Source organism: Bacteroidota bacterium (genome assembly GCA_026391695.1).
Lineage (GTDB): Bacteria > Bacteroidota > Bacteroidia > Bacteroidales > JAGONC01 > JAPLDP01.
In genome coordinates this window covers 61,486-83,121 of the sequence record JAPLDP010000071.1, presented here as the reverse complement: position 1 = coordinate 83,121, position 21,636 = coordinate 61,486, and the positions used below count along the sequence as shown (strand labels likewise).

Here is a 21,636-nt window from a genome sequence, read left to right as displayed (position 1 = left end):
ACGATACTATGGTCATATTGTTACATTATATTATTCGCTTCGCAGTTGTTTAACCGGAATCTTATAGGTTGCAGAGATTGCCTTAAAAAGGATTACCACTAAGGTAATAAGAAAAGAAATCAACCCTGATAAAATGAATCCCCACACATTCAAGGATGTGTGATAGGCAAAATGGTTGAGCCAGTATCTGAGCATCAAATAAGTCAACGGCCAGGCGATTAAAATTGATATTAAAATAAGTTTATGGAATTTCCTCATCAGCAGAACACTGATATCTATTAAGTTAGCCCCCAGTACACGGCGCATACCCAGTTCCTTTGTTCTTTGAAACACTTCAAAGGAAGCTAGTCCAAAAAGTCCCATCATAGCGATAAGTATGACCAATATGGTCAATATAAGGGAGAGTTTGGCCAACACATATTCTTCTTTATAGAGCTTTTTAAGTTCGTTATCCAGAACCTTATACTCAAATGGCCTGTCAGGTTCAAATTCATCCCACACCCCTTTAATGTAAGGTAAGACTTCTCTCAGTTTACCGGGGGCATATCGCACAACCAGATAACGTGTATAATAATTAATTTCCCAATCATCTTCCTTCAAATTTAGAACCAATGGGCTAATAGGGTAATGAAGAGAGCCTGCATGAAAATCTTTAAACACCCCAATGACCTTTTCGTCGCCATTAAATGACTTGAATCTCTTACCTATTGCGTCACTATTTGATTTCCAGCCGAGGTATTTCACCATTGATTCATTAATAAGGATACTTTTCTCAGGATCTGTCAGACTATTCTTATCATAATCCCTTCCAGCAACAATCTGGATATCAAATGTCTTTACAAAATCACCACGAATAACAAGTGTGGGATAATACTGCCACTGGTCTTCAGGATAACCTTCAGGTCTGAATTCATGCCGGTTGTATTGAGTCCCAATAATATAATCCGAGGCTGTCACATACAGAATGTCAGGTGATTTTAAAAGTTCTCCCTTAACAGCATCATAATGCCTGACAATAGGATTTAAACCAACAGGTATATAGATAATATTCCTGTTCCTGAATCCAAGGTCTGCATTGCTGATATACCTGATCTGCTGATAGGCTATAAGAGTTCCGATGATCAGGCCTATAGAGATGACAAACTGAATGACAACCAGAATTTTTCTGGCCAGGATACCTTCAAAACCTCTGGTCAAATCTCCTCTCAGTATCCTGACCGGGGCAAATTGTGAAAGATAAAAAGCGGGATAGAGACCCGATACCAAGCCAGTGATAATTGCCAGGGTGACCAGAATGATGATCTTCCTGATATCATAGAAATAATTAGATGTGATGTTCTTGTCGGTAAAAAAATTGAAAAAAGGCAGAATGATCTCAACCAGGGCCAGTGATATTAATAAACTTATGACACATATCACCACAGTTTCAGAGATGAATTGAACGATCATCTGCTTGGGGTAGGAGCCGAACACCTTTTTCATACCGATCTCCATAGCTCTCCTGCCTGCCATGGCAGTGGAAAGATTAATAAAATTAATGCAGGCAATAACCAGGATAAAAACAGCTATGATGGTTAAAATTCTGATATATGTAATATTTCCGTTCTGTTCAATTTCATAGTCTAAATCCGATTTAAGATGGATATCCAAAAGAGGCTGGAGATATAATGTGATATGTTCTTTTTCAGCGTCATAAAAATACTTCTTAATAAATCCGTCAAATTTGGCATCCAGAATTTCCGGTTTCACATTATCATTAAGCAAGACATATGTCCAGTATGGATTCCAGACCCATGTCTTGGGCTCAGCACCTTTATTAATCTCTCGAATGGTTGACATGGAAACGAGGAAATCGTAAGTAAAATGCGACTGAGAACTGGGATCTTCAATAATGCCGGTGACAGTGACGCTAAAATACTCCTGAATCCGCAAGGATTTTCCTAAGGGGTCTTCATCACCGAAATATCGTTTAGCTGTAGACTGAGTGATCACAACGGTGCCCGGTTCTGCCAATGAAGTCTTTGGGTTACCCCTTATAAAAGGAATAGTGAAAACATCGAAAACAGTGGAATCGACAAAGAATAACCTGTTTTCATTAAATGATTTCTCTCCATATTGAACAAAGTAGGGTGTCGACCAATTATTATAGAATCTGACCATGTTTTTTATCAGGTCAGGGTACTCCATTTTCAGTGTGGGACCAAGCGGGAAGGGACAGCTGGAGGAACGCTCCCCAACACCCTGAAAGTCATAGACACTTACAATACGGTATATATTTCTTGCATTTACATTCTGACGGTCATAGCTCTTTTCATCCAGGATATACAGGAAAATCAGAATAAAGCTGGTCATACCTATGGTGAGAGCAGCCATTTTAATCAAAGAATAAAGCTTTTGATTGAAAAGGTTTCGGAATGCTATTTTTATAAAATACCTGAACATTCTTATTTGAAAATCAGTTTCTCTTTATTTCCGAATCCATCATATGACGAAACGATAACCTTCTCGCCTGGTCGAAGACCATCGAGGACTTCATAAAAATAAGCATTTTGATTACCGAGTTTGATAGCCCGTTTTACAGCAAATTTCTCAGATGGATCGACAACATAGATCCAGTTGCCACCTGTTTCCTGAAAAAATCCACCTCTTTTAATGATGATAGCATCTGTTGGTCTGCTGAATGCTAGTCGCAGCTGAAGTGTCTGCCCTCTTTTAATACTTTGCGGGTAAGCATCTGTAAAAAACATGTCTACCATAAATGAACCCTGGCTAATATTAGTATAGATTTTATTGACATACAGGCTGTAGGTTTTACCATCCACATCGCATTCAGCCCCCTGACTGGCATGAACTCTGGAAACATAACGCTCATCAATGTTTGCCTGCAGTTTATAGCCGTCCAGCATATCAATCTGACCCAGATGCTCACCCGGTGATTTAGTTTGTCCAATCTCCACATTGAAGGACGATAGTTTGCCATTGGCAGGTGTCTTAATTGTAAGGTTTTCTTTACTGTCATTCAATAACAGGAGGTTGTTATGCATCCTTTCAACAGACATGTCGATTTGTTTAGCTCTTGATGCATTGGCAATGGAATCAAGAATCTTCAGGCGAAGGGATATTTCAAGCTGTTTAAGGTTAAACTCAAAATCTCTTTTTGCGTCCTCGAATTCCTTGGGGGATATCAGACTATCTAAATACAATTCATCCTTCCGTTGAAAGTCTTTCTTTGTCCGGTCTATTTCATATTCCAGCTGAACTATTTCCTTCTGGCGGTAGTATTTATTTTCCTCAAGGTTTATCTTGCTGTTTTGTAGATTGTTAATGGCATCATATATGCGGGTTTCCTGGTCCATATAACTTAATTCAAGGCTGGTATTGGACAACTTAAGTATTGGATCATTCTTCTTAACAAGGGCTCCATCTTCGACAAATATCTTTTCAACCACCCCACCCTGGACTGCATCAATAAAGATTGTAGTTTTGGGCAAAACCACACCATCAATGGGAATGAATTCCTGGAATTTATCTTCGACAACGGTAACAACAGCCAACTGGTTAGCCGAAACATACAGGCGGCTCCGTTTATCCCGGAGAACAATCAGGTACAGAAGTAAATATATAAATGCCAACGCCCCAATGATGAGAATTATTCTTTGGGGCGTCCATCGCTTTTTTTCAATTGGCCTATCCATCCATCAAACATTTTTAGCGTTGGTGGCTAATACTATGCCATTTTTTCTATTGTGCTGATCATCTTTATATTAAGCCTATATCGCACTGGATTAGTAATAAACCCTGTTCAATTTCGTTCATCGTATTGTACAAATATGAACAATTTTATTAAATTAGCAGTTCTATTTACAACGTTATGGATAAACTAGAAGCCAAGATTCTCATTGTTGATGATGATGAAGATATATTGTTAGCTGCGAGGCTTTTTCTTAAACAACATTTCAGTATCGTACATACCGAAAAAAATCCGGAGAATATTCCTTTACTTTTAAAAAGTGAGAATTATGATGTCATTTTGCTTGATATGAATTTCTCACGAGATGCTACCAGTGGAAAGGAAGGCTTTTACTGGCTGAGCACGATCATTGAGATCGATCCCATGGCTGTGGTGATTTTTATCACAGGTTATGGGGATATAGAACTGGCTGTTCAGGGTATTAAAGAAGGGGCAACGAATTTCATTCTGAAGCCATGGGATAATAAGAAACTTCTTGCCACCATTACAGCAAACCTGCAGGTAAGGGAATCCAAAAAAGAACTTGAGGATTTGCGATCAAGGCAAAAAGTCCTGATAGCATCACAGGATCAGGCATTCGGTACTTTAATCGGGCAATCTTTAGCCATGCAGAAAGTGATGACGGTGGTAGAAAAAGTTGCAAAGACAGAAGCCAATATTCTTATCCTGGGAGAAAACGGTACAGGTAAAGAGCTTATTGCCAGGGCAATACATAAATCTTCCAACAGAAAAGATGAAGTTTTTATCAGTGTTGACCTGGGTGCTATCACAGAAACGTTGTTCGAAAGTGAACTATTCGGGTTTAAAAAAGGAGCGTTTACTGATGCCAAGGAAGACCGTGCCGGGAGGTTTGAAGCAGCAAATAAGGGTACGATTTTTCTGGATGAGATCGGCAACCTGAATTTTCCTCTTCAGTCAAAGCTCCTCAGCGTGATCCAAAACCGGACCGTTGTCCGTCTGGGTACAAATAAAGACATACCTGTTGATGTCAGGTTAATCTGTGCCACCAATATGCCCCTTTATCAGATGGTGAACGAGGGTAAATTCCGCCAGGATCTGCTATACCGCATCAATACTGTTGAATTACAGGTACCTCCTCTGAGAGACCGTATTGAGGATATTGCCCTTCTGGTCGATCATTTCCTGGAAATCTACTGCAAAAAATATAAGATGCCGCTCAAAAGGCTCGGGCCCAACACATTGAAAAGATTGGAGAAGCACAACTGGCCAGGGAATATCCGGGAAATTCAGCATGCGGTTGAACGAGCAGTGATCATGAGTGAATCAAATATCCTTCAGCCACATGATTTTTTCCTGTCACAGATGGATGAAGCAGACAATAGTGTGATTTTGACTCATACCACCAATCTGGAAGATACAGAGAAAATGCTTATCCGGAAAGTCATTGACAAGCATGGAGGTAATATCAGTAAAGCGGCCAAAGAACTTGGACTGACGCGTGCTTCACTTTACAGAAGAATTGAAAAATATGGTTTATAGAAACTTCCGGTTTCAGGTAATTCTCAGGGTGGCACTGCTTGTCTTGTCCATCATTTTGCTGGCTTTTCTTATTTTCAATGCAAGGCATATCGTGACCAGCATTATCATGGGAGCCATCATTATTTACCTGGTTACCGACCTTATCCGGTTCGTCGAAAAAACAAATACCAAAATCACCCATTTTCTTGAAAGCATCAGACATTCTGATTTTTCAAGCTCTTTTTCTAACACAGGACTGGGAAGAAGCTTCGAAAGTCTGAACAAAGCCCTTAATGATGTCATCAAGGAGTTTAAGATTACACGGGCTGAAAAAGAGGAGCATTTCAACTACCTCCAGACTGTTGTCCAGCATGTGAGCATAGGCATTATTGCGTTTAAAAAGGACGGAAAAGTAGACATCATAAATAATGCGGTAAAAAAACTTTTAAAGATCAGCAATCTTAAAACCATTGACGAACTCAAGTCAATTACGGATGAATTGCCTGATGTGTTATCTTCAATGCGATCGGGTGACAAACAGCTTCTTAAAGTCATTATTGAGGGGCAATTACTCCAGGTGTCGGTGTATGCTACAGAATTTCGAATGCGTGGCGACGACTTTATTCTCGTTTCATTGCAAAACATCACTTCAGAACTTGAGGAAAAAGAAATTGAATCGTGGCAGAATCTCATCCGGGTTCTCACCCATGAGATCATGAACTCAATCACTCCCATTTCTTCATTGGCTTCAACTATCATTGATATGCTGGTAGATAAGGAAAACGAGCAGGCAAGGCTCAAAACACTTGATGGAGAGGATGTGGAGTCGGTGCTGAGTGCACTCAAGACCATCCAGGGCAGAAGTCGTGGCCTGCTGAATTTTATGGAGATTTTCCGCAACCTGACACGTATTCCCAAACCAAACTTCCGCCATTTCCCGGTCAGAGAGCTCTTCGATCGCTGCGAGCTGTTGTTAAATACAAAACTGGAACAGATGCAGATTACATGCAGTCATCAGGTCAATCCCGAAAATCTTATGATGACAGCAGATCCTGATCTCATCGACCAGGTTCTGATAAATCTTATGCTTAATGCCATTGATGCAGTGAAAGGTGTTCAAAATCCCCACATCTCTGTCAGAGCCGATACCAATCCAAATGGAAGAGTCATTATTGAGTTGACCGATAATGGACAAGGTATAAAACCTGACTTGCTGGAAAAAATTTTTATGCCTTTTTTCACTTCAAAAAAGGAAGGCTCGGGCATAGGTCTCAGCCTGTCAAGGCAGATCATGCATCTTCATAAGGGAACAATCACGGTGCGGTCAAAACCAAAAGAAGGCACAGTGTTTACAATGACATTTTAATCAATAATCTGATATCAATGACCAGTCATCAATAACTGACCGATGATGGACGCTCAGAAACAAATGAATTTGGTCATCCTTCCGGTCTGTTTTAATCATTAAATACAAATTTTATGAGATGTTTCTTCCCGGCAGTTGTTATTATATGCATATTTTTCATTTTTCTATCAGAAGGATGTAAAAGGAAAAAACCTGTAAAACCTGTCGAAAAGCCAAAAATTGAGGTCATTGTACCGGTATTTAATGCGGATTCGGCCTTTGAATATATCAAACAGCAACTGTCGTTTGGTCCCCGTGTTCCCGGTACTCCATCTCACGAGCAATGTGCAGCATTTCTGGTCAGACAGTTGAAATCGTTTACTCCGGAGGTAATTATTCAAACTGGTAAAGTCCGCACCTTTAATGGCAAAGAACTGAATATAAAAAACATCATTGCTTCGTTTAATCCAGATTCACAGGGCCGGATACTCCTGGCAGCACACTGGGACTCTCGGCCATGGAGCGATCATGATCCTGACCCTGGCAAACAGCGTTTGCCGGTACCTGCTGCCAATGATGGCGGCAGTGGTGTTGGCGTACTTGTTGAAATAGCGCGCCAAATGAGCATCGCCAAACCCCGCATCGGGGTTGATATACTTCTTCTTGACGCTGAAGATTATGGCCCCCCTGACCAGGAGAGCAATGCAGGCGATAATGAAGCCTGGGCATTAGGTGCGCAGTATTGGTCACTAAATCCACATAAAACAGGGTATCATGCCAGGTTTGGTATTTTACTCGATATGGTTGGTGCTGCCAATGCCCGTTTCCCAATGGAAGGATACTCTGTCGATTATGCACCAGATATCCTTAAAAAAGTATGGGGAAAAGCTCAAGACCTCGGATTCCAGAATGATTTCCCGATGGAAGAAGGCGCCACAATTAATGATGATCACTATTTCATAAATAAAAACCTCCGGATACCTACCATCGATATCATTCATCTTGACACTGCATCCTCAAATGGAAGTTTCTTTGAGCAGTGGCATACAACTCACGATGATATCAACGTCATAGATAAGTATACACTTACAGTTGTCGGGCAAACACTATTGAAAGTCATTTACGAGGAGTGACATACCATCCCTGGAATTTATGAAATCCATGGAATCTTAAAGCAATTCACTCGCCAGGTTAGCCAGCTCGGATCTTTCACCTTTTTCCAGCCTCACATGGGCATAAATCGGATGATGCTTGATCTTGTCGATAAGATAAGAAAGGCCGTTACTTTGGGAATCGAGGTAAGGGGTGTCGATCTGGTAAACATCACCGGTGAAGATGATTTTGGTATTCTCACCGGCTCTTGTAATGATGGTCTTCACTTCATGGGGTGTAAGATTCTGGGCTTCATCGACAATGAAATATACATTGGAGATACTTCTTCCACGGATATAAGCCAATGGTGTGATTACCAGTTTTTCATTTTGTATGTTATCATTGATATTTTTATATTCCTTGTCCTTCTCGCTATATTGGTTCTGGATGAACTTCAGGTTATCAAAAAGCGGCTCCATGTAAGGATTCAGTTTGGATTTAATATCGCCGGGCAGATAGCCGATATCCTTGTTGCTAAGCGGGACAATTGGCCGTGCCAGGTAGATTTGCTTGAAGTTTCTCTTTTGTTCAAGGGCAGCAGCAAGAGCAATAAGCGTTTTGCCTGTACCTGCCACACCCTGAAGGGTGACCAGTTTCACTTCCGGATTCATTGCAGCATGGATCGCGAAGACCTGTTCGGCATTACGCGGCGAGATACGATAAGCGGGCCGTTTCTCAAGACGTTCAATATGATTGGTGATTGGATTGAAATAGCCAAGGGCGGAATTTTTTGTGTTTTTAAGAATGAAATAATGGTTCGGAATCGGATTCCTCAGATTGAGGTCTTCAGGAGTGCAATATCCTTGCTGATAAAGAAGATCAATAATATTTGAACCAAGGTTTTCAAGAACCGTTTTACCGGTATATAATTCTTCGACATTTTTAATTTTGCCGGTTTCATAATCTTCGGCAGAAATGCTGAGGGACTTAGCCTTTAAGCGCAGGTTGATGTCCTTTGTGACGAGGATCACCTTCCGGTTAGGGTACTCTTTAGCCATGACCATGGCAGCATTCAGAATGCGGTGATCAGGTTTGTTCTCACCAAAAATCTGACGGGCGTCAGGATCAAAGGTTTCATACATAACCACTTTCACCTTTCCCATTTTGGGGGAACCTAATGGGATCCAGTTGCGCAGAGTGCCTTTCCCGGAAAGCTTATCCATAATGCGGATGAACTCGCGTGCCTCAAAATTTTTTATTTCGTTCCCCTTTTTAAAGTTATCCAGTTCTTCAAGAACGGTAATCGGAATGGCTATATCATTATCCTGGAAACTGTGGATGGCATTGTGGTTATATAAAATAACGGAAGTATCAATGACAAAGATCTTCTTCTCCTTCGGCTTCTTAAGAGGCATAATTATATGCGTTAAGGAATGGTTCAATCACGTGCTGGCAACAAATTTAGACAAAGCCAGAGAGGATGCAACAGGATAATTCTGAAATTATTGAACAGGCGACAGTTGATAACAACTGCTGAGAGATGGCTCTTCCAGGTTAAATACCCTTATTTCCCTCCAGGTAGTGTATGCTCCAACAGATAGTTTGTCAGTAATGTAAACAGATGCCTCGTCGTGTTTTCTCCTTCATATATTCCATGTGTCCTGTTGGGATAAGGCATGAAGGTGAACTGCTTATTGTATTTGATGAGTTCATTTACCACGGCTTCGGCATTCTGAAAATGGACATTGTCATCACCTGTTCCATGCACGATAAGCAGGTTACCCTGAAGGTTTTTTGCATAGGTTATGGGGGAACCTTCGGTATAAACTTCCGGATTTTCAGATAACAATCCCATATAACGTTGCTGATATATCGTGTTATAATACCGTTCATCGGAAACAGCCGCAACGGCTAGACCTGTTTTGTAAATCTCCGGATAACGGAACATCAGGTTAAGGGTCATAGAGCCACCACCACTCCATCCCCACACAGCAATACGGTCGGGGTCAACAAACTCCCATTTCAGTATCTCATTTGCTGCCATGGCCTGATCATGTGAATTCAGAACACCTATCTTCTGGTAGATGGATTTACGCCATTCTCTTCCTCTCGGACAAGGTGTACCGCGGTTGTCGACGGTCATGATGAGGTAGCCTTTCTGGACAAGCATTACATTCCAGAGACTGCGCTGCCATGCATCGGTAGCGGTCTGCCCTGCGGGCTCTCCATAAACATAAAAAAGGACAGGATATTTTTTCGCAGGATCGAAATCAGGCGGCTTCATTATCCATCCATCTGAACGCCATCTGCCGTCGTCACCCTGAAGAGTTCTCCAAAGGGCTTCTTTAATCTGGCATAGGCTTTTTTAAAGGAGGCATTGTCATTTAAAACCCTGATAACCTTGTGATCTGGCAACGATACAAGCTCTGTTACGGGAGGAGTATTCAGATTTGAATAGGTATGAAATGCGTACTTCGTATCGGGTGATATATCATAATTATGAGTACCCGGTTTGTCGGAAGGTGAGAGTCGTTTCATTTTCCCCTTTCCTTCCATAGAGATACGGTAGAGATAACGTTGTGTCGGATTGTCGGGTGAGGCTATGAAGTAACATTCTTTTTCTGCCTGGTCAATTCCTGTAATCCTGATTGCATCATATTCACCCTCTGTGATCACTTTCTGGATTGCTCCGTCGCTGGTGATGCGGTAAAAATGCAGCCAGCCATCTTTTTCACTTTTCCAGAAAAACTCATTTCCCCCATCAAGCCATTGCCAGTCATCCACCACATCAATCCATGCCGGATCGATCTCGGTGTATATGTTTGTTGCTTTGCCATCACTTGCCTCACACCGCCACAGCCACAGTGTATTCTGCTTGTAATTGAGCTGCTGGACAAGGATATATGCAGAACCCGGATTCCACATCACACGTGGGAGATAATGCTCACGGGCATCACCCGGTATATTCATCCAGACCGTCTGGCCACCACTGGCAGCAATAGTACCAATGCGACAACTGGACGGCAAATAACCAACTTTTGGGTATTGCACCGGAATCACGTACGAATAGATGGAATCCGTGTTATTTATCATCAAAAAATTACGGATATTTGATGCATCGAGCTGCCAGTATGCAATCTTTTTCCCATCAGGACTCCAGGAGAAACCATCACGGCAATCAAACTCCTCCTCATACGCCCAGTCAAATGTGCCATTGATGAGAGTTTCTGTCCCATCAAACGTCAGTTGAGTGATTTTCTCGTCACTGATATTCTCGACATACAGGTTATGTTTGCTGACATAGGCGACGTTCAGGTCATCGGGTGAGAACTTGGCGAACATGAGCGACGATTCTGGCAATCCTTTACCTAATTGTTTGAGCTCTTTTGTCTTCATATCAAATACCCAATAATCACCGCGTGTATCCTGCCTCCATACTCTTTGCGAATTGGTGAATATGAGGAGTTTTTGTTTGTCATTTGACCAGCAAAAATCCTCGATTGCAAGAGGACCTTCTGCTCCTTTTGGGATCATATCTGCGGCTGCCACCAGAATGCTTTTCTCACCGCTCATAGTCATATACTTGACGATATCCTCACCGCCTTGCGTGGCAGCTGATCGCTCATTAATAATATAGGCCTCTCCATTATCAATCCAACGGGCAGGGCCAAAACGGCCCATCCTGAATTCGGCTGAACTAAAAATCCTGTCGATGGTGAGTAAAGAAGAATCCTGGACCTCCTGCGAAGAAACCGGGTAAACAGAGATTAGTCCAAGACATACAGTAATGACGAATAATCTGAAATTGAGATAGTTCTTTTTCATAGGAGTGATCTAATTAAATTGATAAAGTTAGAAAATGCTTCAATTCAATTGTGAAAAGGCATTAATTTTACATAGTTAACCCGGCATGAAATGATTCCTTTTCACTACTCACCTGTAGAAGCTGCTTTTTTTAAACAATCAGGGATTAAACAAGTCTCAACACGCATACCATACATCCTTGTTGAGAATTTTCCAAAGCTCGGCATGCTCACATCACTCAGATTTCTGGAGTGGGTAGCCCAAAACCCGGAAGGTGTCATCAGCCTTCCGACCGGCAAAACCCCAGAGTATTTCATCAAATGGACCAAGTATTTCCTGGACAACTGGGACGACGCAAAGGTTGCCGGGATACGAAAAAAACATGGACATAAATTACATCACAAACCTGATCTGAGCAAGCTGCATTTTGTTCAGATCGATGAATTCTATCCCATTTCACCATCACAGCATAACAGCTTCAATTATTATGTGAACAATTTTTATATTGATGGATTCGGCCTTGACCCTCAAAGAGCTTTACTGATTAACTGTGATGGTATCCCTCTTGCAGGTGGCAGAAAGTTTACGGAAGTCTTTCCTGATAACATCATCGACAATTCCTTGCGTTACCATGAATGCCGCACTTCTCTTGAGCGGATGCAGCAGGAATCCATTTTCATGATCGATGCCTGGTGTTCGCGCTACGAGCAGAAAATCCGTGATATAGGCGGGATCGGATTTTTTCTTGGAGGTATCGGACCTGACGGGCATATTGCATTCAACATCAGGGGTTCCGATCATTTCTCCACAACCCGGCTAACATCCACCAACTTTGAAACCCAGGCGGTGGCAGCGACAGACCTTGGGGGGATTGAGATCTCCAGAAACCGGATGGTAATCACCATCGGACTGGATACAATAACCTTTAACCCCGATGCGGTGGCTATCATCATTGCTGCGGGCGAGTCAAAAGCAGATATCGTAAAGCAATCCCTTGAAAGTCAATCGACAAACATCTATCCTGCCACTGCTTTACAAAAGCTTCCCAACAGCCGCTTTTATCTCACACAAGGTGCTGCCTCCAGATTGAATGACAGCATTGAAAAGTATTACAAATCAGGTTCCTGGATCCATGAAAAAACCGAACGTGCAGTCACCGATCTCTGCAGAAAGCTTCAGAAATATGGTCATCATATCGTTATGGATGATCTCAGGTCTGATCCTTTTTGTCAGCTTATTCCGGATCTGACTGAGAGTACGGTTCCATCGGTAGAGGAATCCATGAAAAACAAAATTGAACGAGGGCTGGAACCGGAGCTAAACCAGACATTCCTTCATACAGGCCCGCATCATGACGACATCATGCTGGGTATCCTTCCTCATATTGCCCACCAGCTCAGGTCGGCAACTAATACGTTCCATTTTGCCATAATGACCTCGGGATTCACTGCGGTGACCAACGTCTTTATCAAAGATACCCTGTTAACCACCATAAAGTTTCTTGAAAATGACCTGATTCAAATGATCAGCTATCCTGATTTCTTTGAATCGGGATACAGACGCAAATGGGATAAAGATGTCTATCATTACCTCGATAGCGTAGCTTCACGAAATCCGTTTGAGCGTGAGCGAGGCCTCAGTCACCGTATCGTGAGAGCCATCATTCAGATCTATTCTGTCAAAAACAAAAAAGAGCTAATGGAAAGGATCAGTGAGATAGTTGGAGTCATAAACAACAGCTATGATGGGGAAAAGAATCCGCCAACAATTCAGACACTGAAGGGTATGATAAGGGAGTTTGAAGAGGAATTGGTATGGGCTCACTTCGGAGTTCAGGTTAAAAACATTCATCATCTGCGGCTTGGATTTTATACCGGAGATATCTTTACTGAAGTACCGGAACAAAACCGGGATGTCATCCCTATCCTCAACCTGATAAAGAACATTCAGCCTACAGTCATCAGTCTGGCTTTTGATCCTGAAGGCAGCGGGCCTGATACACATTACAAGGTTTTACAAACCATTGCTGAAGCACTCAGAGAATGGAAGAAAGAGAAAGACCTGTCAAAACTTCGCATCTGGGGATACCGTAATGTATGGTACCGGTTCCATCCTGCTGAAGCAAACGTCATGGTGCCATGCTCACTAAACTCCATGTCGATGATGAATGATGCATTCAGAGACTGTTATCTAAGCCAGGTCGACGCCTCCTTCCCCAGTTATGAGCACGATGGGCCGTTCAGCACCCTGGCACAGAAAATATGGGTGGAACAGCATAAGGATATCGAACTGCTCCTTGGAAAAAACTTTTTCTACCTCAACGATCACCCACGCATTCGTGCTTCACATGGATTGGTTTTTTTCAGGGAAATGAATGTCGATGAGTTTCTAAATAAAGCAAGAGAGCTGGAGAAGACAATGGAGGGATAGAGATCAGGGATTCCTGAAGAATCATGATTTCCATCTCATTAAGTTTAGTTATCTTTGCTTTTATAAGGAAAAATCCATATTCCTATGAATCTTTCGACGTTTTTATTCTGGGATGTAGATTATAATACGATCGACTGGGACAGGCACAGTGAGTTTGTCATTTCAAGGGTGTTATCAAGAGGTTCTCTGGAAGACTTTAAGGAGATAAAAACGTATTATGGTTTCGAAAAAATCAAACAGGCTGTTCTGCACTTAAGATACCTTGATAAAAGGACACTTAACTTTTGTTGTTTCTATTTCAGTATCCCTAAAGAACAATTCAGATGTTACAATATCATTCCATCAAGCCAGAAACATTGGATCTACTGAAAAAGCTGATGGCTTCCAGCGTTCTGCAAAGTTTTGTCCTTGTGGGAGGAACGGCTCTTGCCTTACAAATTGGACACCGGAGATCCGATGATCTGGATTTGTTTACCCAAACCCCTTTTCACCCAAAAGTGTTAGCAGCTGAGCTCGAACATGTGATTAATTTTAAGATCATAAGCGAAGCTGAAAGTACCCTGACTATTTTGGTTAACGAGACCCCAGTCGATCTTCTAAAATACGATTATCCTTATGTTGGTGAATTGATCCATTCGGATTATTTACGATTGGTCTCAAAAGAGGATATCGCATGTATGAAGCTTTCGGCGATTGCTTCACGCGGTAGTAAAAAAGATTTCTTTGATATATACTTTTTATTGAAATATTATACTTTCGAAGAGATGTTTGGTTTTTACGACAAGAAATACAAAAGCAGTGAGCGATTTCATTTATTAAAGAGCCTGGTTTACTTTGATGATGCAGAAAAGGAACCTGATCCTATCCTGTTGATACCTACTGACTGGATATCCGTTAAAAAAAAGCTTCAGGTAGTTGTAAAATCATTTTTAAATTAATATGGCTGAAGCAGACTCTTCCAGGTCTTTCAGACTCTGGAAGGTCGATTAAATTAACCTTCCGGAGTCCACAGGAACCGGAAGAGTTTTTAGTTGACGGTTTGCAGTTGGCAAAAAATATGACAGACCATCAACCGTCAATTGTCAACCGTCAACCACGCCTCGTCCGCAGAACCCGGAAGAGTTTAGGGCTTTCACGGCCTTAACAGGCCAGGTTTGACGTTATTTCTACTTCCTCCTTGATTCTGTCAGGATATTCATCAGCTCCACACGGTTTCTGACCCCGGTCTTCTGAAAAATATGATGAATATGATCTTTTACAGTCTGAAGTGTGATGAAAAGGGCTTCACTGATCTCTTTGTTGGTCTTACCCTGACAGATCAGCTCAATGAGTTCAAGTTCCCGTTTGGAAATACCGAAATTGATGACCAGACTGTTGAAATCAAGATCATCTGAAGGAACCTTTGATGAACGGATCTTATCGTATTTATGTAGGTACATCCCCAGGTAAAGCAACGGCGGGATGTTCCCGGTAAAATAGACAAAAAGGTAAATGCCTGCCATAATGGTATTGCCAGTCGACAGAAGTGATAGCGCTATCGTCACACTGTGAACAGATAGATTGATATGTGCGAAATTGACAGCGGCTTTTCGCCGGGAAATATCCTTTATTTTTTTTCTGAAAAAATAGATCTGCGATAAAGCCAGGATCAATGTTATGGATTCAATGACAGCAAAAGATATCAGAATGAGAAAAGTAACCTGCTGGAATTTCTCCGCCTCGTTTCTTGAATAATTAAAAACAATGAACCCATAGATAAAGAAAAAGATTACCTGGAATAGGAAATAACCGAGTGTAAATTTTGATGATGGTTTTTTGTCGACCAGTTCATTGCAGAATTTGATGAACATATACCAGGCTGCCATCAGAAACGGTACACCAAGGAATGGAATATAATAGCCAAAAGCTTCAATAACGGGCGCCGGCGATTGCAGGTTTTGTAAAATAGTACGGGATAGGAAGGTGCCTAATAGACCATATAAGCCATAAACATAAAAAAGGATCAGATAATAGGTATAGGTCTGAAGGTAGTCGAACTTAAAGGTTTTGAAGAAATTATATGCAAAAAGGACCACACCAGCACCTGTTCCAAGAAGTATCAGAAGTATAATCAGATAGAGAATGTCAGGTATCTGGGTGTATTGTTGCGGATAAGTGTGAAAATATAAAGTTAGTATAAAAAGTTAAATCCGACCTAACAGGTTTACCAAACCTATCCAACCAAAGTAGTGATTTTCAGTTTGGGATAGCGAATCCTACTTAAGTCTGAAGGATATCACCGGGGATGGGTATAATTTTGACCCGTATTAACCAAAAAAATGGAGGTTTTATGAATCAAATGAATGTAAACACTGAACTGAAACTCGAACCGACGGTCGATTCAACATATGGATTCGGATGGGAAGTCATGAAAAAGAATTTCCTGGAACTTTTTCTTCTTATACTTGTGATGGGTGTGGCATCTGTACCATTTGCCTGGATCAGTGCCCTAGATGATATACATAATCCTGGTGTCATCATCCTGCGGTTATTTTCCCTGGCTTATGTCATCTTTGTCTACTTCCTGATACAGTATGGGGCGACATTTTTATTCCTGAAAGCAGTCAGGGGCTATAAAGTAGAGATCAAGGATCTCCGGTTGGTCTTTGATAACTATCTGAATGTCATCCTGGCAGGATTGCTGACAAGTGCCATCATCATGTTCGGCCTATTTTTAGTTCTTATACCAGGTATTATTTTTGCCTGCAAACTGGCTTTTGTTCCCTATTTAGTTGTGGACCGGAAATTAGACCCGGTGGAGGCTGTAAAGACAAGCTGGAATATGACCAGGGGCCATGCGTGGACCATATTCTTAATGGCTTTGCTTGGCGTACTAATTTTCATCGCAGGTTTTATTTGTCTTTTTGTGGGCAGCATTATATCAATGATGTGGATAGGCTGCGCCTCGGCGGCACTGTTTTACGTTGTGAACAACAGGTATGGACAATCCCCGGAGATGCAGGAAAAAGTCAGTTGAATCTTTGCAGGGCGTTACTTGTCATCTTACATGTGTATTATAAATACTGGTACAAAACAAAAAAGGATTGACGAATTCTCAGGAGATTTCCATTTTGCAGAACAGTATCTGTCCTATAATTTTATAAACTTCCGAAAGTACGTTCGATCTTCCCTGATAAGTTTAATGTAGTACACACCTGATTTAAAACCAGTAACATTCAAACTATAAACCGATGAGGAAAATGGTTTGTGTGTGGTTAATATGCTTCCATCCAGAGTAAGTACCTGCAAAATCTTTATGGGAGATATTGATTTAATGTATAATATATCGGATACGGGATTTGGGGAAATTATCACATCCGAATCATTGTAATTCAAAGCAAGCGTGTTCACAATGATCCAGATACAAACCGGTTCCGAGATACATGTATCATATACAGCACGAACACACCAAAAGTTAGCATTCCAAGGAACATTTTCATCTAGATATTCACATTCCATAATTGGCGCTTCATTCAGCAGCACATCATCGTGATATACATTAAAACCGAGCAAATTATTTTCATTTGTTCTTATATCCGCTTTCTTTGATAAATCGGACGTTTGAAAATCTTTAGCGATATTATCCTGAGAATCATATCCCAGAAACACATTTTCACCATATTCAGTTGTGACATAGCCTTGAAGATTCCAGTTATAATCCAGCCCATAAGAAGACAGGTTTTCCCACATTGTATCATTTAACGAAATCAAATCTCCAAAACCTGCTATAGCGGGACCTGCATCACATCCGGCAGGGCATTCATGTACCGGCTGGTTTGCGCATGTATAGCCAAACCACAATTCCTCTGTCGTATCGATCACTATTAGTTTATTTATCTCAACAGTATTCCACTGATTAATCAGTAAAAAAGGTAATGGTTTTTCATAAAGTAAAGTTGCAGCACTATTCCCTTTCCAGATTTTAAGTATATAATTAGTATTAGCACTATTGGGGTATAATGCAACTTTAGTAAGTGCTGCTCCTTCATACCCAGTCAAAAATTCCTGGCTAAACCTCACAGCGACTGAGAAGGTACTACAATTATTAAGGCCAATTGCATCGTAATTGAATCCATCATCCCAGTGAATCCATTCATGGATGAATAATGGATGCTCCCAAGTAAGTAGTACATCAAACGGATTTACAAATTCACCAGCCAGGTTCTGTGCCGGAATACAAGCTTCAAGGAAAAAACTAGTCTTAGTAAAATTGTTATCAAGATCAAAAGAATTCTGCAAGTAACCATTAAGATTAAATTGAAGCTGAGATTGCTTTGAGCTCAGAATTTCAAGATTTAAAGGCTCAATATTATTCTGAGACAAAGATGGTAGACTTAAAATAAACAATAATGTTACTGTCACAAGGATTTTCTCTAATTCTGCCATGATCAGAATATATTTAAATTACAAATATACAAAAAGTAAACAGTAAAATCAACCGGAAATTTGGCAGTAGAAAGTTATTGAAAAAAAGGGATAAATATTCTGAAGTAAATTCCAAAAGTTAATCCAATCTCTGACGGTATAATCTTTTTTTACTCCAGTCGCCGAAGCTTTTATAAAGATAATAGGCATACCCGTCGCTGACGGTGATTTTTTCGGGAAAAGAATGCTCTAACCGTATGGTCTGGCTTACTTTTCCCGTGAACATATTGATCTCATTCAGCTCATATCTGCCTCCGTCGGTCTGTAAAAAATATGTTCTGTATTTCTGTTCATCGACAAATATTTCATATTCATCCCACTTCTTCGATTTGAATAGGTTTTCAAATGCTCCAAGTTCTTTATTCTTAAGGTGAAAAGTGATTCCAACCTCATAAAACTGCTTTCCTTGCGGATCAAAGAAACGCATCTTTGAATTTGAGAAATCAACGATGATCAGGGTTTCATCCATTCTTTTCAGGGATGCCATAACAGGCGTGTAATATACCGATCCTGTAAACCGGCTTTGATCAATTGAATGGTGCAAGGCATCCAATACTTCCCTGTTGCTTAGGTCACCGGTAATGTCCTCCATGAATTCACGTTGGAATTCCTTGCTTCCAGATGCCAGTTCCATGTTTCTGCGATCATCGGGATTTCGCCGGAACATATTGAGCTTATATTCATCCTCGACAAAAGCGATGGTGGTCCTAGCATGGCTGTTTAAATCAAGGGCATAATATTCGACCGACAACTTGTAATTGAAATATCTTTTAAAGATCAGTTTTTCTCCTACACTTGTAACACAATTGCCCATGGTTCCAATGAATCGCTGAAGATCGGTTTTGTAGCGCAGGTCGAGTGAATCGCCAGCATAGATAATCTGCCAGGCTGCGTCGTTCGTCACCAGATGAATACAATCGAGGCAATCCTTAAAGAGGAAATTGGGCAGGCCGGGCAGGTCTGTTTTCCTGGCAATTGTATCACCCTGCTGATTTAGCAGGAGGAGTTCTGACCGGGAGAGGGTATTCCTGTATATCAGGAGGTAGACATTCATACCATCGAGAGCATAATCCAGCACAGAATAATGTTCATCTTTGAAAAATGGTACTGCCTTCTCTGATGTTATGGTCACCTCTTTCAGCGTCATAATTTTTGGCGAAAGTGATATATTCTGCTTGGCTTTGATACTCAGTGATAACCTGATTCTTTTTGTTTCATAACCAATGCACGATATAATCATGGTATCGGGTAAAGCCGGGACACGTAGAATATATTTACCTTCAAGGTCAGTCACCACACCTGCTCCCGTTGATTTAAGATAGAGGTGGACCATCGGCAATGGCTTTTGAGTGGTGCTGTCGGTGACAATTCCGGAGAAGAGTGATGGTAAATATTGAGCTGAAAGGTTAAAGGAGCAGAAGAAAAGAAAAACCAGGAATAATCCCCATTTATGCTTACTATAAAATGCTTGAATGAAATACATGGGTATCCCTTTAAATTTCCCAGACCACTTCAAATATAATAATTTTTAATATTGTAAACAATCTGACCGGTACACATGAGGTTTGCAGGATGATTGATTTTACGTTATCTGACTAAGAGGATTCTTTTAGATATGGTCATTTCGTTTACCTTGAGCATGCAATAATATATTCCGGGAGTGACCTTATAACCATTCTGATCTCTTTTATCCCAGTATATCGGACGTCCGTCAAATTGTTCCTTGTTAAAAATCAAATCACGTATAGACTTCCCATCCGGTGAAATAATCACCAGTTCAACCTGATTCAGTCCGAAAATACCGAAAATTTTTTTATCTGCAGTGCCCATTGGAGTTGGGTTAATCAGCAGGTAATCTTCGCCGGTATACCATGGTGAATATATCATATCGGGATCAGATTCGGCGTACCTGTGAGTAGCCCTGCATGAGGCCGAATTATCACTTCCGGAGCTGAAGCCATAGAGGTTTTCCCAACCCTGAAAAAATGCACCCAGCAGAAAGAAAACCACTATCAATAAGAGCATGGGGTAATTATACAGTTTCATAGTGTTCGGATTTATATCCATAATAATTAGAAGAAAATATGCTCTCCACCAATATTATTCCAATATTTTTAATGTATTAATAGTCTTTATTTTACAACAAAACTTTTGAAAAATTTCAATCAGCTTTGTTATGATAGTGTACAATACCATGTTCGGTAGTGGACACTGGCGGATATAAAGAATGAAACATGAAGCATGAAAAATGAAGAATGAAGAAAATTTAAACATTCTTTTAGGGATTTAGGTTATTTTCGCAAATAAAATTTTAAAACTCTTTAACTCTCCCGATCATTGTTAAAACGGTTTATTTCTGTCTTTTTGGTTTGTATAATGATTATCAGCAGGGTCATGTCGCAAGCTGATTCAGTCGCTGTTGATTCTGTGATAAGACATACTCCGGAAGCTGATACACTTGGCAACAGTGATATACAGGAAGAATCGTTTCAGGCATATCTCGACACGCTATACCAGGATATTTATTCCAACATCGATACATTTGGTTGGGACAACGTCAGAATTAACTCAGGATGTTTCGATTCGAAGAACATGATAGATACGGTACGAATAGTTTTATGCGACAGTATAAATGGGTTACATTTTGTCTTTCCGCATAAGAACTATGTATCCTTTAAGTTTGGCCCCAGCCGGCGGATATGGCACTATGGAGTGGATATTAAGGTATTTACAGGGGACTCAATTTTTGCAGCGACTGACGGAATAGTCAGGCTGACAAAATATGACCGGCATGGTTTTGGAAGAGTTGTGGTCATCAGGCATCCACAGGGTCTTGAAACCATTTACGGCCATTTGTCAAGGGTGCTGGTAGAGGCCAACCAGAAAGTCGATGCCGGAGACCTCATCGGTTTAGGCGGAAATTCAGGCCGGTCGACAGGCAGCCACCTGCACTTTGAAACCCGGTACCACGGTGAGCCTTTTGATCCCAATTGTTTTATTGATTTCTCCAGTTTCGAACTGAAGGTAGATACCCTGACCATCACCAGCGCGAATTTTGAATATCTGATTGAACTACGCAAAGCGAAATATCACACAATAAAAAGCGGAGACACCTTATCTGGTATTGCTGCCCGTTATCACACATCGGTCAGCAAGCTTTGCAGACTGAATAATATGTCATCCAAGACTATCCTGCGAATCGGCAGGAAGATCAGGTATCAATAATAATATAGCACAGGGATTTTATAAAGACCGAAATCTTGAAGAATTG

Annotated in this window: 16 protein-coding genes and 1 pseudogene; 8 read left to right on the top strand and 9 right to left on the bottom strand. The window is 41.0% G+C overall.

Going from position 1 to position 21,636, the window contains the following annotated elements; all coding sequences use genetic code 11:
* Nucleotides 1-30: 30 nt before the first annotated feature.
* Both NT175_10245 and NT175_10240 read right to left on the bottom strand, forming a co-directional pair.
* Nucleotides 31-2,373 carry an ABC transporter permease gene (locus NT175_10245; protein MCX6235082.1) on the bottom strand — a complete coding sequence of 781 codons (2,343 nt, stop codon included), beginning with the start codon at nucleotides 2,371-2,373 and terminating at the stop codon, nucleotides 31-33.
* A 71-nt stretch (nucleotides 2,374-2,444) separates the two neighbouring features.
* Nucleotides 2,445-3,695, bottom strand: coding sequence for an efflux transporter periplasmic adaptor subunit (locus NT175_10240; GenBank protein MCX6235081.1), 1,251 nt, complete (start codon nucleotides 3,693-3,695; stop codon nucleotides 2,445-2,447).
* Between the two features lie 176 nt (nucleotides 3,696-3,871).
* Here NT175_10240 and NT175_10235 point away from each other — a divergent pair, with 176 nt between their 5' ends.
* The 3 genes from NT175_10235 (at nucleotide 3,872) to NT175_10225 (ending at nucleotide 7,708) form a co-directional block, all read left to right on the top strand.
* A complete protein-coding gene (locus NT175_10235; protein MCX6235080.1) occupies nucleotides 3,872-5,251 on the top strand; it encodes a sigma-54 dependent transcriptional regulator in 1,380 nt (459 codons plus the stop codon).
* Nucleotides 5,241-6,596, top strand: a complete 1,356-nt coding sequence (locus NT175_10230; GenBank protein ID MCX6235079.1) for an ATP-binding protein — start codon at nucleotides 5,241-5,243, stop codon at nucleotides 6,594-6,596. The genes NT175_10235 and NT175_10230 overlap by 11 nt, the downstream gene beginning before the upstream one ends.
* A gap of 113 nt (nucleotides 6,597-6,709) precedes the next feature.
* On the top strand, nucleotides 6,710-7,708 hold the full coding sequence (locus NT175_10225) for a M28 family peptidase (GenBank protein MCX6235078.1): 999 nt from the start codon (nucleotides 6,710-6,712) through the stop codon (nucleotides 7,706-7,708).
* A 36-nt stretch (nucleotides 7,709-7,744) separates the two neighbouring features.
* Here the strand turns inward: NT175_10225 and NT175_10220 are convergent, their stop codons facing one another.
* The 3 genes from NT175_10220 to NT175_10210 form a co-directional block, all read right to left on the bottom strand.
* A complete protein-coding gene (locus NT175_10220) occupies nucleotides 7,745-9,082 on the bottom strand; it encodes a PhoH family protein (protein ID MCX6235077.1) in 1,338 nt (445 codons plus the stop codon).
* A gap of 149 nt (nucleotides 9,083-9,231) precedes the next feature.
* Nucleotides 9,232-9,951: a prolyl oligopeptidase family serine peptidase gene (locus NT175_10215; protein MCX6235076.1), complete on the bottom strand. Its 720-nt coding sequence runs from the start codon at nucleotides 9,949-9,951 to the stop codon at nucleotides 9,232-9,234.
* On the bottom strand, nucleotides 9,951-11,492 hold the full coding sequence (locus tag NT175_10210; GenBank protein ID MCX6235075.1) for a DPP IV N-terminal domain-containing protein: 1,542 nt from the start codon (nucleotides 11,490-11,492) through the stop codon (nucleotides 9,951-9,953). The genes NT175_10215 and NT175_10210 overlap by 1 nt, the downstream gene beginning before the upstream one ends.
* Before the next feature lie 90 nt (nucleotides 11,493-11,582).
* Between NT175_10210 and NT175_10205 the strand changes: the two genes are divergently transcribed.
* The 3 genes from NT175_10205 (at nucleotide 11,583) to NT175_10195 (ending at nucleotide 14,839) form a co-directional block, all read left to right on the top strand.
* Nucleotides 11,583-13,901, top strand: a complete 2,319-nt coding sequence (locus NT175_10205) for a glucosamine-6-phosphate isomerase (GenBank protein ID MCX6235074.1) — start codon at nucleotides 11,583-11,585, stop codon at nucleotides 13,899-13,901.
* An 84-nt stretch (nucleotides 13,902-13,985) separates the two neighbouring features.
* Nucleotides 13,986-14,270: a hypothetical protein gene (locus NT175_10200; protein MCX6235073.1), complete on the top strand. Its 285-nt coding sequence runs from the start codon at nucleotides 13,986-13,988 to the stop codon at nucleotides 14,268-14,270.
* A gap of 8 nt (nucleotides 14,271-14,278) precedes the next feature.
* Entirely contained in the window at nucleotides 14,279-14,839 is a 561-nt protein-coding gene (locus NT175_10195; GenBank protein ID MCX6235072.1) for a nucleotidyl transferase AbiEii/AbiGii toxin family protein, read from the top strand.
* Between the two features lie 228 nt (nucleotides 14,840-15,067).
* On the opposite strand, the pseudogene NT175_10190 reads toward NT175_10195, so the two are convergent.
* Nucleotides 15,068-15,250: pseudogene (locus NT175_10190) on the bottom strand (LuxR C-terminal-related transcriptional regulator).
* Between the two features lie 980 nt (nucleotides 15,251-16,230).
* Here NT175_10190 and NT175_10185 point away from each other — a divergent pair.
* Nucleotides 16,231-16,917 (top strand): hypothetical protein, encoded by a 687-nt coding sequence (locus tag NT175_10185; GenBank protein MCX6235071.1) that lies wholly within the window; start codon nucleotides 16,231-16,233, stop codon nucleotides 16,915-16,917.
* 113 nt (nucleotides 16,918-17,030) lie between these two features.
* On the opposite strand, the gene NT175_10180 is transcribed toward NT175_10185, so the two are convergent.
* From NT175_10180 to NT175_10170, 3 genes are all read right to left on the bottom strand, one after another.
* Entirely contained in the window at nucleotides 17,031-18,326 is a 1,296-nt protein-coding gene (locus NT175_10180) for a T9SS type A sorting domain-containing protein (protein MCX6235070.1), read from the bottom strand.
* A 118-nt stretch (nucleotides 18,327-18,444) separates the two neighbouring features.
* Nucleotides 18,445-19,848, bottom strand: a complete 1,404-nt coding sequence (locus NT175_10175; GenBank protein ID MCX6235069.1) for a carboxypeptidase-like regulatory domain-containing protein — start codon at nucleotides 19,846-19,848, stop codon at nucleotides 18,445-18,447.
* Between the two features lie 104 nt (nucleotides 19,849-19,952).
* A complete protein-coding gene (locus NT175_10170; protein ID MCX6235068.1) occupies nucleotides 19,953-20,411 on the bottom strand; it encodes a hypothetical protein in 459 nt (152 codons plus the stop codon).
* 348 nt (nucleotides 20,412-20,759) lie between these two features.
* Between NT175_10170 and NT175_10165 the strand changes: the two genes are divergently transcribed.
* Nucleotides 20,760-21,590 (top strand): M23 family metallopeptidase, encoded by an 831-nt coding sequence (locus NT175_10165; protein MCX6235067.1) that lies wholly within the window; start codon nucleotides 20,760-20,762, stop codon nucleotides 21,588-21,590.
* Nucleotides 21,591-21,636: the final 46 nt, after the last annotated feature.

What these genes read in the sequence shown, in the direction of transcription:
- NT175_10245 (MCX6235082.1), bottom strand. Translation starts at nt 2,373, where the DNA reads ATGGCTGCTCTCACCATAGGTATGACCAGCTTTATTCTGATTTTCCTG.
- NT175_10240 (MCX6235081.1), bottom strand. Translation starts at nt 3,695, where the DNA reads ATGGATAGGCCAATTGAAAAAAAGCGATGGACGCCCCAAAGAATAATT.
- NT175_10235 (MCX6235080.1), top strand. Translation starts at nt 3,872, where the DNA reads ATGGATAAACTAGAAGCCAAGATTCTCATTGTTGATGATGATGAAGAT.
- NT175_10230 (MCX6235079.1), top strand. Translation starts at nt 5,241, where the DNA reads ATGGTTTATAGAAACTTCCGGTTTCAGGTAATTCTCAGGGTGGCACTG.
- NT175_10225 (MCX6235078.1), top strand. Translation starts at nt 6,710, where the DNA reads ATGAGATGTTTCTTCCCGGCAGTTGTTATTATATGCATATTTTTCATT.
- NT175_10220 (MCX6235077.1), bottom strand. Translation starts at nt 9,082, where the DNA reads ATGCCTCTTAAGAAGCCGAAGGAGAAGAAGATCTTTGTCATTGATACT.
- NT175_10215 (MCX6235076.1), bottom strand. Translation starts at nt 9,951, where the DNA reads ATGAAGCCGCCTGATTTCGATCCTGCGAAAAAATATCCTGTCCTTTTT.
- NT175_10210 (MCX6235075.1), bottom strand. Translation starts at nt 11,492, where the DNA reads ATGAAAAAGAACTATCTCAATTTCAGATTATTCGTCATTACTGTATGT.
- NT175_10205 (MCX6235074.1), top strand. Translation starts at nt 11,583, where the DNA reads ATGATTCCTTTTCACTACTCACCTGTAGAAGCTGCTTTTTTTAAACAA.
- NT175_10200 (MCX6235073.1), top strand. Translation starts at nt 13,986, where the DNA reads ATGAATCTTTCGACGTTTTTATTCTGGGATGTAGATTATAATACGATC.
- NT175_10195 (MCX6235072.1), top strand. Translation starts at nt 14,279, where the DNA reads ATGGCTTCCAGCGTTCTGCAAAGTTTTGTCCTTGTGGGAGGAACGGCT.
- NT175_10185 (MCX6235071.1), top strand. Translation starts at nt 16,231, where the DNA reads ATGAATCAAATGAATGTAAACACTGAACTGAAACTCGAACCGACGGTC.
- NT175_10180 (MCX6235070.1), bottom strand. Translation starts at nt 18,326, where the DNA reads ATGGCAGAATTAGAGAAAATCCTTGTGACAGTAACATTATTGTTTATT.
- NT175_10175 (MCX6235069.1), bottom strand. Translation starts at nt 19,848, where the DNA reads ATGTATTTCATTCAAGCATTTTATAGTAAGCATAAATGGGGATTATTC.
- NT175_10170 (MCX6235068.1), bottom strand. Translation starts at nt 20,411, where the DNA reads ATGAAACTGTATAATTACCCCATGCTCTTATTGATAGTGGTTTTCTTT.
- NT175_10165 (MCX6235067.1), top strand. Translation starts at nt 20,760, where the DNA reads ATGTCGCAAGCTGATTCAGTCGCTGTTGATTCTGTGATAAGACATACT.